13 protein-coding genes are annotated in these 12629 nt (G+C 41.9%); 9 read left to right on the top strand and 4 right to left on the bottom strand.

Annotated features, from left to right (window positions below; all coding sequences use genetic code 11):
* Nucleotides 1-135: 135 nt before the first annotated feature.
* On the top strand, nt 136-645 hold the full coding sequence (locus tag G6554_RS17310; protein WP_166244108.1) for a DoxX family protein: 510 nt from the start codon (nt 136-138) through the stop codon (nt 643-645).
* A gap of 172 nt (nt 646-817) precedes the next feature.
* Here the strand turns inward: G6554_RS17310 and G6554_RS17305 are convergent, their stop codons facing one another.
* The gene (locus G6554_RS17305; protein WP_166244106.1) at nt 818-1036 is read right to left on the bottom strand and encodes a DUF2922 domain-containing protein; all 219 of its coding nucleotides are present in this window, start codon (nt 1034-1036) and stop codon (nt 818-820) included.
* A gap of 120 nt (nt 1037-1156) precedes the next feature.
* Entirely contained in the window at nt 1157-1375 is a 219-nt protein-coding gene (locus G6554_RS17300) for a DUF1659 domain-containing protein (RefSeq protein WP_166244104.1), read from the bottom strand.
* A gap of 686 nt (nt 1376-2061) precedes the next feature.
* Between G6554_RS17300 and G6554_RS17295 the strand changes: the two genes are divergently transcribed.
* The 6 genes from G6554_RS17295 to G6554_RS17270 all read left to right on the top strand — a co-directional run bounded on the left by G6554_RS17295 (nt 2062) and on the right by G6554_RS17270 (nt 8763).
* Nucleotides 2062-3360, top strand: coding sequence for an ABC transporter substrate-binding protein (locus G6554_RS17295; RefSeq protein WP_166244102.1), 1299 nt, complete (start codon nt 2062-2064; stop codon nt 3358-3360).
* A 92-nt stretch (nt 3361-3452) separates the two neighbouring features.
* On the top strand, nt 3453-4412 hold the full coding sequence (locus tag G6554_RS17290; protein ID WP_166244100.1) for a carbohydrate ABC transporter permease: 960 nt from the start codon (nt 3453-3455) through the stop codon (nt 4410-4412).
* Entirely contained in the window at nt 4409-5251 is an 843-nt protein-coding gene (locus G6554_RS17285; protein WP_166244098.1) for a carbohydrate ABC transporter permease, read from the top strand. The genes G6554_RS17290 and G6554_RS17285 overlap by 4 nt, the downstream gene beginning before the upstream one ends.
* An 80-nt stretch (nt 5252-5331) precedes the next feature.
* Nucleotides 5332-6357, top strand: a complete 1026-nt coding sequence (locus tag G6554_RS17280) for a LacI family DNA-binding transcriptional regulator (protein WP_166244096.1) — start codon at nt 5332-5334, stop codon at nt 6355-6357.
* Nucleotides 6358-6412: 55 nt separating this feature from the next.
* Entirely contained in the window at nt 6413-7333 is a 921-nt protein-coding gene (locus G6554_RS17275) for an ROK family protein (protein WP_207627667.1), read from the top strand.
* On the top strand, nt 7330-8763 hold the full coding sequence (locus G6554_RS17270; protein ID WP_166244094.1) for a glycoside hydrolase family 1 protein: 1434 nt from the start codon (nt 7330-7332) through the stop codon (nt 8761-8763). Before G6554_RS17275 ends, G6554_RS17270 begins: the two co-directional genes overlap by 4 nt.
* A 162-nt stretch (nt 8764-8925) precedes the next feature.
* On the opposite strand, the gene glpX is transcribed toward G6554_RS17270, so the two are convergent.
* The gene (gene glpX / locus G6554_RS17265; RefSeq protein WP_166244092.1) at nt 8926-9897 is read right to left on the bottom strand and encodes a class II fructose-bisphosphatase; all 972 of its coding nucleotides are present in this window, start codon (nt 9895-9897) and stop codon (nt 8926-8928) included.
* A gap of 55 nt (nt 9898-9952) precedes the next feature.
* A complete protein-coding gene (gene rpiB / locus G6554_RS17260) occupies nt 9953-10417 on the bottom strand; it encodes a ribose 5-phosphate isomerase B (protein ID WP_166244090.1) in 465 nt (154 codons plus the stop codon).
* Between the two features lie 384 nt (nt 10418-10801).
* Between rpiB and G6554_RS17255 the strand changes: the two genes are divergently transcribed.
* Nucleotides 10802-11629 (top strand): sugar phosphate isomerase/epimerase family protein, encoded by an 828-nt coding sequence (locus G6554_RS17255; protein ID WP_166244087.1) that lies wholly within the window; start codon nt 10802-10804, stop codon nt 11627-11629.
* Entirely contained in the window at nt 11629-12528 is a 900-nt protein-coding gene (locus tag G6554_RS17250; protein WP_166244085.1) for a sugar phosphate isomerase/epimerase family protein, read from the top strand. The genes G6554_RS17255 and G6554_RS17250 overlap by 1 nt, the downstream gene beginning before the upstream one ends.
* Nucleotides 12529-12629: the final 101 nt, after the last annotated feature.

Raw genomic sequence — 12629 nt, 5'->3', positions numbered from 1 at the left:
AGACTTTGTTGCTAATTTGTGAAAAGTATCACAAACACCTTTCTAACCTTTGGAAAGGTGATAATATATAAGTGTAGTCAGAAACAAACAAGATCTTGTAAAAACCTATTTTAATCCTAAGGGAGATGGAGTACCATGTTAAATCTTTTAAGAAAAAATACTATTGTCGCCGGGATTTTAGCTATCATTCGTGTTTATATAGGCTATGAATTTTTACATGCGGGTTATGGAAAAATAACAAGTGGCGGATTTGATGCAAGTGGATTTTTAAAAGGAGCGATTGCTTCTAGCACGGGTGAACACCCAGCAGTTCAAGGCTGGTGGGCAAAATTCTTAGAACAGGTTGCCTTGCCAAACGCGGATCTATTTTCTTTCTTAGTGCAATGGGGCGAAGTATTAGTCGGAATTGCCTTAATCCTAGGTCTTCTTACGAACTTTGCGACCCTGATGGGTATGGTCATGAATTTCTCTTTCTTGTTCAGTGGTACCGTGAGCACAAACGGACAAATGATTCTTTTAGCCTTCTTCGTCTTAGTTGCCGGAGCAAATGCTGGTAAATTCGGTGTAGATCGATATGTAATGCCCTATGTACGCAGAAACTTTGCAGCTAAAGGTTATCATAAACAAGACACAACACGTGTTTAAAACTGATTGAGTAGGGTGGAGACGTTAGTCTCCGCCCTACTTTTCTGGATGAACTTGTCATTTTTTTGCAAATACGTGTCGATATATTTTTTTAACAAGAATTTAGGGCTTTTTTCAAGTTAATAATTAAAATGGGCCGGTTTCCTCAAAGGAAACCGGCCTAACTTCTATATTAAACTAGCTCGTAATCTGTTACATTGCGCTCAACCACTCTAGCCCCCTTTGCAGCCACGAATCTTCCACTAGTAGTTGTGAAAATATCAGATGCCACAATCTGTGCCATTGATAGCTTTACCACCTCTTCATCAATCGGTTCCTTTGGATTATCAACCGTAATACGCGCAGTCTTCCCAAACTCAGTTCCAAATTGCAACTCTAAAGTCTTCGCCATTTTGCTCACCTCCCATCCCTTCTTTGATATAAACTAAGTGCCAATGTTGATATTGGTGACAGGCACCACTTATGGACACTTTCCGTGCGGGGTGGACATCCCGCGCCATTTCCTAGTCTACTAGCCTAGGATTTCCGAACTGTCGTTGCGTTCGACTTTGTTTAGTTTGTCGTTGCATAATACGGCGATTGCTTGTGCTGCCTGCGATAATTGATCTGCGGTAGCTGCTTTTGTGATGTTGTTAAATGATTTTGCTTTTAGGATCGGCTTGCCTTTATCATCGATGCCTGCTTCAAACAATAGACGAAGCTTTGTTCCTTCTAATAATGCTTGTGCCATTGTCACTCACCTCCTTTCACCTTATATATAGATAAAAGTGGGTAAAAGGGACATGGTGGATTGGAATTCGTTTGGATACGGATTTTTGTGCGATGAGCGACGAAAAAAACTTTTTACTAGTCATTTTTAGTAGAATTGCTTTTCATTTGCTTGATGAAGGACAAATCGCAGTGATTTTTTTAAGGATTAGTCCTTCATAGCCTGGATGAAGGACAAATCTCGGTGAGTTTTATAGGATTAGTCTTTCATAGCCTTGATGAAAGACAAATCCCAGTGATTTTTAAAAGATTAGTCCTTTCTCCATTTCCTCTGCCTTTAATGACGTTGAACAATGCAATCCCTCTTTGAGGGGAGATACAGGGATGTAGTGGATGCGAAAAAAACCTAGTAAGCTTTATCAATGTATAGAAACCGGTTTCCTACCTGTAGGTAATTATTTGAAATAATAGTTGATTATTTAGAAAAATAGATATATAATTTCTAAAGAAAGCGGTTTCCGCCACTAATATATAAACTTACTAAACTAATTATAGAAACCGGTTTCCAAAGTATAAGCCATTATCTTGTTTTTTGAAGAAGAGCTATTCGAAGGAGGTGGGGGGTACATAGTAAGCATTTCCAATTTATTTTTGTAGTAGCATTCCATAGTTGAAAGCCTAACAAAACAATAATAGGGGGAATCTCAATTGAAAAGCTTGAAAAAACTGGCTGCGATCGGATTATCAACGGCTCTGGCCTTGTCGCTAGCAGCATGTAATGGAAATGAAAAGGCCTCATCTGATAAGGGTGAAAGTGGAGATAAAAAGATCACCTTAAACTTCTGGGCATTTGGTGCTACAGGATATGAAGATTTAGCGAAAGCCTATGAGGCAGAAAACCCTGGTGTCAAAATAAAAGTGAGATCGGCTGAAACGGCTGAACATCATGATGCCTTATTTACCGCCCTATCCGCTGGAAGCGGGGCACCGGATATCACGATGTTGGAAATAGACCAACTAGATCGCTTTAAAGCGGCACAAGACCGCTTCGAAAACTTATATGATCTAGGTGCGAAGGATATTAAGGATCAGTACCTTGATTGGAAATGGAAAACAGGCGAGAACGACAAAGGTGATTTCTTAATTGGCTTGCCGACAGATATCGGCCCGAAAGCCTTATATTACCGGACAGATGTATTTGAGGCTGCAGGTCTGCCGACAAATCCAGAAGAAGTAACGGCATTGATCAGTTCACCAGCTGCATTTGAAGAAGCAGGGCTCAAAGTGAAAGAAAAAACAGGAAAGCCATTTGTAGATAGTATTGAAATGGCATTCAGAGCCTACTTAGACGGTGCGAAAGAAACATTCCTTAATCCTAAAGGGGAATTATTGCTAGAGAAGGATGGAAACTCTGTTAAAAAGGCCTATGATTATGCCGTGAAATTAAACAAATTAGGCGTTGTTGGTAAATTTGAAATGTGGTCACCAGAGTGGGCAAATGCCGTGAATAAAGGGGAATTTGCTGCTGAATTAGGAGCTGGCTGGTTAAAAGGCTGGATGGAAGGCAACGCGACAGAAGCTGTTGGTAAATGGAAAGTGGCAACACTGCCAACTGAATTTGCAGCAAACTGGGGCGGATCTTTCATCGCCATTCCAAGCGAAACCAAGCATGCGAAAGAAGCTTATAAATTTGCAGCATGGTTAATTTCTCCTGACAATCAATTGAAATCTTTCCAAGCCAAGGGACTTTTCCCTTCTGCACAGTCTGTATATGAAATGGATGCCTTTAAAAATAACCAAGATGCATTCTTTGGCGGCCAAGCAACTGCACCAGTATTTGCAAAAGCGGCACAAGATATTAATGGAGCAGTTTATAAAGGAGAAAAATACTTCCCGATCTATTCAGAAGTGTTGAACGCCTTGAAAAATGTTCAAAATAAGGGGACGGATCCTGAGAAAGAATGGAAAGATGCTGTTAAGCGCGCCGAAGGTTTGTTAAGCCGCTAATCTGATAGTTTACTAGAAATAAGGAAGGTGGATCTGGCGGATCCTGAAAGGTATGCGCCACTTCCACCTTTGATCTGAAACGAGGTGTGAAAATGGATCCAGTGAAGGCGAATCCCGTCAGTAATCATGTGAAAATAAAAAAGAAGCGATACAGGTCTGAAGCGAAAAAAGACATGATTTCAGGCTATTTATACATTGCGCCTTTCTTTATTATTTTTGCGATTATTGGCTTGTATCCGGTATTATTTAGTATTTATTTAGGATTTCAAAAATGGAACGGGCTAAGCCCTATGACATTTGTGGGATTGGATAATTTTAAACTTGTCTTAACAGACCCCCTTTTTTGGAAATCGGTTTATAATACGATTATCATGGGAATCATGGGCACGGCTCCGCAATTAGTGTTTGGAATCATTTTTGCCTATTTATTGAATCTGGCCTTTCTAAAATTTAAAAACTTCTTCAGAGTTACCATTTTTATGCCCTATATTACCTCAATGGTGGCAGTAGCCCTGATTTTCAGTGTGCTGTTTAGTGACCATGAATCCTCTTTGGCCAATTATGTTTTGAGTCTCGCTGGACTTGATCCGGTGAATTGGGGCAGTTCTGAATGGGGAACGAAAATTGCGATATCCATTATGGTCTTTTGGCGATGGGTCGGCTATAACACCATTATTTACCTCGCCGGAATTCAAAGTATCCCAAATGATTTGTATGAAGCCGCCACGATAGATGGGGCAAATAAATTCCAGCAGCTCCTCTATATTACGATGCCGATGTTGAAGCCGTTTATTGTTCTCACTGTCTTTACCTCAACGGTTGGGGCACTGCAGTTATTTTCTGAGCCGACCGTCTTTTTAGGAACGAGTGCCTTTACGAGGGATGAGGCGATGACGATTGTGATGTATTTGTATCGTGATGCTTTTAAATTACAATCCTTTGGTACGGCTTCCGCTACCGCGATCATTTTATTAGTGTTAATTTCAGCGTTTGCGGCCATCAATGTATTCTTAACGTCCGGTATTGGCCGAAAAAGGAGGAAAGGACAATGACAAATAGGGAAAAAACAAGAAAGTTGTCCGTTGGCAAACTCCTGGTTTATGTATTTTTATCCCTTGCTGCGTTATTATCGTTGTTTCCGTTTTATTGGATGTTTGTGATGGCCACGAGTCCAAGCTCAGCCTATAACTCGATACCGCCCACGATTACGCCAGGAAGCTTGCTGGTTGAAAACTTTAAAAAGGTTTTAAATCAAATTGACTTCTTCCAATCGATGTGGAATTCCTTTGTGATTTGTGCCGTTGTGACGCTGGTTGTCTTGTTCATTAGTTCATTAGCAGGTTTTGCCTTTGCGAAGTTTCGATTCCGAGGGAAAAATATCTTCTTTGTTGCGATTCTGTTAACGATGATTATTCCGCCGCAATTAGGGTTAATTCCGCAATATTTCCTCATATCGAAGGCGGGATTACTTGATACCTTACCAGGTGTGATGATTTTGTTCTTTTTAAATCCGCTGGGCATCTTTCTTATGAGACAATATATTAGTGAATCGGTCCCAGATGAGTTAATCGAAGCGGCCAAATTGGATGGCTGTTCAAACTTCAGAATTTATCGCAGTATTGTCCTGCCGATTATTCTGCCGGCCTTTGCCACCTTAGGCATTATTGTCTTTACGGCTGCATGGGGTGAGTTCCTATGGCAGTTTACTGTTTTGCGCGATCCGGAAAACTATACGATTCAGGTGGCATTAGCCCAATTAAGCAATACTCGAAATGTCGACTTTGGGATGATTATGTCAGGTGTATTCTGGGCAACAGTGCCGCTGTTGTTGGTGTTCTTATTCTTTAACCGATTATTTATTTCGAGTATTACCGATGGTTCTGTAAAATAACAAAATCATTGTTATCTAGTGAAACTCCTAGTAATCTAACACTGAGGTTAGCTTATTATTGGTAAATAGAAGGGATTATAATGAATTTAACCATTAAGGATATTGCGCAATTGGCAGGTGTTTCTCAAGGCACCGTTTCAAAGGTTATTAACAACTATGAGGGAATCAGTGAGAGTACAAAGAAAAAGGTTATGGATATTATTAACCAAAAAGGTTACGAGCCTAACTTTTCTGCCAGGTCGCTGGCAACGAAAAAGTCGAACTTAATCGGGTTAATTTATGCCGGAAAGATTAATGTCGACATGACTCACCCTTATTTCAATGAGGTTATTTCCTCTTTTAAAAAAAATATCGGTTTACTCGGTTACGATATTTTAATGTTTTCGAATGAACGCTTTCATTCAGATAATGGCAGTTATTTAGCAAGATGCCGGCATTTCCATGTGGACGGCTGCTTGATCATTGCCGGGGAGGAAGTGGAGGAATCTACCTTCGATTTGGCTTCGGAAGGCCTTCCTTGTATTGGGATCGATATTGAGTTGAAAGGGCCGAAATCAAGTTACATCATGACTGATAACGTGGATTTATCCAGAAAAGTGGTCGAGTATTTTTACCTTCATACGATAAAAAGAATCGGTTATATCGGTGGTAAGTTCGACTCCGCCATTTCTACTTTTCGAAAACAAGGCTTCTTAGAGGCGATGAATCAATTTGGTCTTGAAATCCGCGATGACTGGATTCAATATGGTGATTTTCATGAGGAAAGCGGGTATTTGGCAATGAAGAAAATACTCCAATCTAAGGAGCTGCCTGAAGCCGTTTTTGCAACCTCGGATTTGATGGCACTTGGGGCATTGCAAGCGATTAAGGAAGCTGGCCTACAGTGTCCACAGGACATTCGGATTGTTGGTTGTGATGATATTGCCGCCTGCCGCTACAGTGAACCGAAGCTGACGACGGTGAAACAGGATAAAGAGAAGTTTGGGAAATTATCAGCCTATATGCTCGATGATTTAATTAATGGCAGGTCACAATTAAAGCCGGTCTTTATTGATTCTGAATTAATCATTCGGGAATCATGCGGTACAAATTCCGCGATTCGGTGACGGTCCGGCAGTTATTTTTTTAAAAAGAAAGAAGTTGGGTGAAAGAGGAGGTCATATGGTGAATTACTACGCGGTGCTTGATGTTGGAGGTTCCTCTATTAAATATGCCCTTATGGATGAAGCGGGTGCGTTTATTGAAAAATCCTCCGTGCCCACGCCCAAAACGAGTCTCACCTTGTTTATGGATACGGTCGATTCCATCGTTAAAGGTTTGGGGAAGAATCAACCGTTACAAGGCCTGGCCGTTAGTATGCCTGGTGCGGTAAAGGTTGAAACCGGAATGATTGAGGGGGTCTCAGCACTTCCTTATATTCATGGGCCCAATATGAAGGACCTGCTTCAGGAGCGAACACAATTACCGGTTGAACTTGAAAATGATGCGAATTGTGCCGGCCTGGCGGAAGGCTGGATTGGGGCAGCGAGAGATGTGAACGATTACCTTTGTATTGTGATTGGCACCGGTATTGGTGGTGCGGTAGTTCTTGATAAAAAGATCCGCCATGGAAAAAATGGCTTTGCTGGCGAATTTGGCTATATGTTGATGGAGGATTACCTGGGTCGGCAGGAAGTTGCGGAAACATGGAGTTCGATAGCGGCGGTTGGCGGCTTGGTTAACCAGGTGGCCAAACGAAAAAAAATGGCCCCCGATGATCTTACGGGTAAAGAGATATTTGCTCTGGCGGAAAAGGGGGACACGGACGTACAGGATGAGATTGAAAAGTTTTATAAGCGGCTCGCTGTCGGCATTTATAATTTGCAATTTATTATTGACCCGGAGAAGATTTTGATTGGCGGGGCCATCAGTCATCGGGAGGGCTTTGTTAAACAACTTAACGAAACATTACAGCAAATGAAATATGATCAAGAGGGTTTAACGGTCCAAGTGGAAAAATGTCAGTTTGGCAATGATGCTAATTTAATCGGTGCCTTGTACCACTTTTTGCAACGGCAGAAGGAAGGGAGATTGAAACTATGATACATAAAACACTTAAACCGTTTCCGCATGACTTTTTATGGGGGGCTGCCTCTGCTGCTTACCAGGTCGAAGGGGCGTGGGATGTAGACGGGAAAGGGGTAACCAACTGGGATCAATTTGTCCGGATTCCCGGTAAGACCTTTAAGGGTACGACGGGGGATGTGGCCGTTGACCACTATCATCGTTTTAAGGAAGATGTCCGTTTGATGGCGGAAATGGGTTTGAAGGCCTATCGGTTTTCCGTATCCTGGGCGCGTATTTTTCCGAATGGAAGGGGCGAAGTCAACGAGAAGGGCGTTGCCTTTTATGACGAGTTAATTGATGAACTGCGCAGCCATCAGATTGAGCCGATTTTGACTTTGTATCATTGGGATTTGCCACAGGTGCTTCAGGATGAATATGGCGGTTGGGAGTCGCGCAGGATCATTGAGGATTTTACGAATTATAGTGTGGAATGCTTTAAGCGCTTTGGTGACCGTGTGAAATATTGGGTCAGCTTGAATGAGCAAAATATTTTTACGAGCCATGGGTATGTCCATGCCACGCATCCACCGGGTGTGAAAGATAGGAAACTATTTTATCAAGTTAATCATCATGCAAATCTAGCCAATGCAAGTGTGATCAAGGCATTCCGCCACTATGTTCCGAATGGGAAAATTGGCCCGAGCTTTGCCTACTCCCCTGCCTATCCGGCATCGTCTAAGCCGGAGGATATCTTGGCTGCCGAAAATGCAGAGGAATTGAACAACCACTGGTGGATGGACATTTATACTTGGGGGAAATACCCGAAAGCAGCGTGGAACTACCTAGTAGAACAAGGCCTTGCGCCGGCGGTGGAAGAGGGAGACTATACCTTATTACAAGAAGGCAAGCCTGACTTTATGGGTTTAAACTATTATCAAACCACGACATTTGAAGCGAATCCATTAGAAGGCGGTGTCGGTGCCGGGGAGATGAATACGACCGGTGTTAAAGGGACGTCAAAGGATACGGGCATTCCCGGGTTGTTTAAAACCACGGCGAATTCAAATCTGGAACGGACGAACTGGGATTGGAATATTGATCCACAAGGCTTACGGATTGCGCTTCGCCGGATCACAAACCGGTATGATTTGCCGATTTTGATTAGTGAAAATGGACTGGGGGAATACGATCAGCTGGAGGGTCAGGATTTCATCCATGATGATTACCGGATTGCCTATCTCCGTGCCCATGTTGCGGCCATCCAAGAAGCGATTTCCGATGGTGTCGAAATGCTGGGCTACTGTGTCTGGTCATTTACGGATTTATTGAGCTGGCTAAACGGCTTTCAAAAACGCTATGGATTCGTCTATGTCAATCAACATGAAGAGGGAACGCACGATTTGCGTCGGATCCAAAAGGATAGCTACTACTGGTATAAACAAGTGATTGAAAATAATGGACTTTAGGAGGCAGGGGTGATGACCCTGCTTCTTTCTTTTTGAGTGTAGCCGTTCGGGGGGATGGATCTACTTTATGTGCGGAATGCGACAGTTGTTTGATGAAGAACATTTCTCATGGGGTTTTAGGATATGTCCTTCATTGGCATGATGAAGGACATACCCGAGTTCCTAGCGAGTGGTATGAAAAGTGGCATTGACGTATTGTGAATTTTTACTGTCTCCGCCGATCGTAATGAGAGAGTGGGTCATAATGGCCGTGTTCTCTTTTCTCTTTACGCCATCAAGCAGCAAGCCATCGGTGATTCCGGTTGCGACAAAGAAACAATCCTCGGTCTTGACAATCTCATCTAATGTTAACGGTTTTTCAGGATGTGGAATGCCCATCTGGATACACCGGTTATATTCAGCTTCATCTTGTGGAATTAGTATTGCTTGGAAATCTCCTCCTAAGCATTTTAAGGCGGTGGCTGCAATAACACCTTCTGGGGCACCGCCTGTTCCAACCAATAAATCAACGTCCATCCCATCAATAGCGGTCCCAATTGCACCGGTGATATCGACATCTGAGAATAACTTTATGCTGGCACCGGCAGCAATCACCACATTCATGAACTCGTTATGTCGCGGCCGATCCTGCATCATAACGGTTAAATCCTTCATGTCCTTTCCAAGTGCCTTTGCTACAGCCCTCATGTTATCGATTAATGGTAATTCAATATCGATACAGCCCTTCGCTTTTGGTCCAACCGCAATCTTTTTCATGTACATATCGGGGGCATGTAGTAAACTTCCGCGCTCAGCAACGGCAATAACAGTAAGTGAATTTCCTTGCCCGTTTGCCATTAAGGTTGTTCCTTCGACAGGGTCAACAGCGATATCTACCATGGGGCCGATTCCAGTTCCGAGTTCCTCATTAATGTATAGCATGGGGGCTTCATCCATTTCACCTTCACCAATGACAATTTTGCCCCGCATATCAATCGCGTTCATGAGGGTGCGCATCGCTGCAGTACCCGCACCATCCGCTTCCAGTTTGTTTCCTTTACCAATCCAAGGAAAGGATGCAATCGCCGCCTGTTGTGTGACAGCGAGAAAATCCATCACCAAGCCCTGTGTGCAGACTTTACTTTTCGTTTGCATAGTATAATCCCCCTGTATTTATCATTTACCTATATTGACCGAAAATAAAGTGAGATTAGCAGCATGACCCGTTAAGTAGATATTCCTTTTCTTTATCCATGATTTGATTGATTTTTCTTGAAGAATTACCACCTTGAAAGGAAACGCTTAAGTAGGCTTCAGTCACTTTTTTTGCTAGCTCTATACCAATCACTTTTGCTCCGATGGTCATGATTTGGGCGTCGTTACTAAGTTGGGCGCGTTCTGCGGAAAATACATCATGGCATTGGGCCGAACGGATCCCTGGAACCTTATTGGCTGCAATCGACATGCCGATCCCCGTTCCGCAAAAAAGAATGCCGCGTTCTAGTTTGTTCGTTGTCACGTCAGTTGCTACATGAAATGCCACCCCAGGGTAATCCACTGCGTCTTCTGAATAACAGCCATAATCGATCACTTCATGCCCTAAACTAGTAATATATACTTTTACTTCCTCCTTCATTTGAAAGGCGTTGTGATCTGAACCAATTCCAATTTTCACAATTATCACTCCAATTTGTTTGATTATCCATATTTTTTCATTTATTTTCGTTTATGTCAATGATTTTCTTTGCAAACGAAAGATAATGAAAGTAAATGATTGAATTAATCCTTTATTAATTCTCTGTTTAAATGAAGTATTATATGAAAGAAACGTGAAAAGTAGTTAAACAGTTGAATTATTCCTACATTTCGAGACTTTTACTTTCATTTACTTTCACATAAAATTAAATTTTCAAAAAACAATTGACAAAACAAAAACAAATGATAATATTCTAAATAGAGGAACAACTTGTTTGCTCATTATCATTTGCAAACGTTTGATATGGATTGAAAGATTTCTTAATTGAAAGTAGTTGATTATCGAAAAAGGGGGAAATGGCAAATGACGATTAAATTTGGTTGTCACGGATCGACATGGGTACTTGATTATGATGAAAAAGTCGATTGCTTAGATCATATGCTTGATACGATTAAGGAAGCTGGATTCAAGGGGATTGATGTTCAGTATGCCTTATTGGGGAAATATAATGCAGCACCTCAAAAACTAAAAGAGAAGCTTGCTCGCATGGATCTTGAGCTAGCGGCAATCACTTTACCATTCAGTTGGGAAAGTGATAAAGAATCGGAAGAAGAAAAGCAACGTGCCGATTATTATATTAGCTATTTAAAGCACTTCCCGAATGCAAAGTTAAATTTACCAGCACGAGTAGGACCTAATCGTGACAATCTCGTAAAAAGACAACGAGAGATTATTAGCTGCGTGAATGCTGTTAGTAAACGTGCTGTCGAAAATGGCGTTGTTGCTGTATTCCACCCACATTCTCCAGCAACCTCCTATTTTAGAACAGAAAGTGATTATACCCTTCTTTTTGAAGAATTAGATACACGGTATGTAGCTTACACACCTGATGTCGGTCATATTGCAGCCGGTGGGATGGATCCTGTTGAAGTGGTTAAAAAGTACCTACCAATTATCAAACATGTTCATTTTAAGGATTGCTCGGTAGACTTCGAGTGGAAGAAGATGGGAACTGGAGATATTGATTTTCCTGCGATTGTTCAGTCGTTAGTTGAGTATGGTTATGATGGCTGGATTATGGTCGAAGAAGAAACAGAAGAAACCAAAACAAATGCTGATCAATGTATCTATGATATTAGTAAATATGTAGATGAGAAATTGAAGCCGATTGTTAACGGAGTGAAAATATAATGGGGAACCGAATCATTCCATCCTTGCTCGTTACAGAAGTGTTTTTTCCGGTGAAGGATGAAAAGGGGTTCGCCGCTGGTGTAGTAGAAAATTTGGGGTCTCAAGGATTTTACCGTTCGTTTGAAATCGGTGATGGGTATGATCAAGAGGATCGGAAAAGAATTTTACGTGCGAAGGAACAAAATAACTTATCGATCTTGCAGTGGTTAACCTTTTTAACGTATAAGACGGATCTAAATGTTTCGGCGATAGATGCTAGTTTAAGAGGAAAGACCGTCAAGCAGATTAAAGAAAGCTTATATTTGGCAGCGGAGTGCGGCGTTTCAACTGTTGCATTTGTTCCGGGTCCTGACCCAGGCGTCCATTTACGCAAACAGGGACTCGAAGCATTTTATGAAAGTCTTTGTGAAATTTGTGAGGAAGCAGCTACGTTTCATATGCATGTATCGATTGAAGCGATGGACCGCGAAGTACACAAAAAACGAGTACTAGGTCCCACAAGTGAAGCGGTTCCGATCATTTCTAAGGTGAAGGAAAAGTTTTCAAATGTTGGTCTCGTATTTGATACAGCCCATGTAGCACTTAATCGCGAGGATATTTTTACCTCATTAGATTTAGCGAAAGCAACAATGGATCGCCTTCATTTTGCGAATGTCGTCTTAGATCCTGAAAGCCCCTTATATGGGGATAACCACATGCCAATAGGGGAGCCAGGCTTTTTAACAGTCGAAAAGATGTCGCGTATATTGCGAAAGGCAGATGAACTTGGCATTCAGGCTGAAAAAGGCTTACCTGTTGCAGTGGAAGTGCAAGGGAGAGACAGGATTGATTATTTTGCAAATGAGCGAACCATTAGAGCCGCATTAGAACGTGCGATGAATCTTGTCGGAAGTATCTGAGCTTATGTCTTCCAAGGTAAGCAGTATGACTATCCTTTTCTTTCTACGTAAGATGGGATAGATTTTTTTACCATCCGTGAAAGCGCTATCTTAGATATTTA

The sequence above is a fragment of the Bacillus sp. MM2020_4 genome (assembly GCF_011250555.1).
Lineage (GTDB): Bacteria > Bacillota > Bacilli > Bacillales > Cytobacillaceae > Neobacillus.
The sequence above is the reverse complement of the archived record's forward strand: the minus strand, read 5'-3'. Positions and strand labels throughout refer to the sequence as shown.

Coding starts and splice junctions, on each gene's coding strand:
- G6554_RS17275 (WP_207627667.1), top strand. CDS start 6,413: ATGGTGAATTACTACGCGGTGCTTGATGTTGGAGGTTCCTCTATTAAA.
- G6554_RS17310 (WP_166244108.1), top strand. CDS start 136: ATGTTAAATCTTTTAAGAAAAAATACTATTGTCGCCGGGATTTTAGCT.
- G6554_RS17305 (WP_166244106.1), bottom strand. CDS start 1,036: ATGGCGAAGACTTTAGAGTTGCAATTTGGAACTGAGTTTGGGAAGACT.
- G6554_RS17255 (WP_166244087.1), top strand. CDS start 10,802: ATGACGATTAAATTTGGTTGTCACGGATCGACATGGGTACTTGATTAT.
- G6554_RS17250 (WP_166244085.1), top strand. CDS start 11,629: ATGGGGAACCGAATCATTCCATCCTTGCTCGTTACAGAAGTGTTTTTT.
- G6554_RS17280 (WP_166244096.1), top strand. CDS start 5,332: ATGAATTTAACCATTAAGGATATTGCGCAATTGGCAGGTGTTTCTCAA.
- glpX (WP_166244092.1), bottom strand. CDS start 9,897: ATGCAAACGAAAAGTAAAGTCTGCACACAGGGCTTGGTGATGGATTTT.
- G6554_RS17290 (WP_166244100.1), top strand. CDS start 3,453: ATGGATCCAGTGAAGGCGAATCCCGTCAGTAATCATGTGAAAATAAAA.
- G6554_RS17300 (WP_166244104.1), bottom strand. CDS start 1,375: ATGGCACAAGCATTATTAGAAGGAACAAAGCTTCGTCTATTGTTTGAA.
- G6554_RS17270 (WP_166244094.1), top strand. CDS start 7,330: ATGATACATAAAACACTTAAACCGTTTCCGCATGACTTTTTATGGGGG.
- G6554_RS17285 (WP_166244098.1), top strand. CDS start 4,409: ATGACAAATAGGGAAAAAACAAGAAAGTTGTCCGTTGGCAAACTCCTG.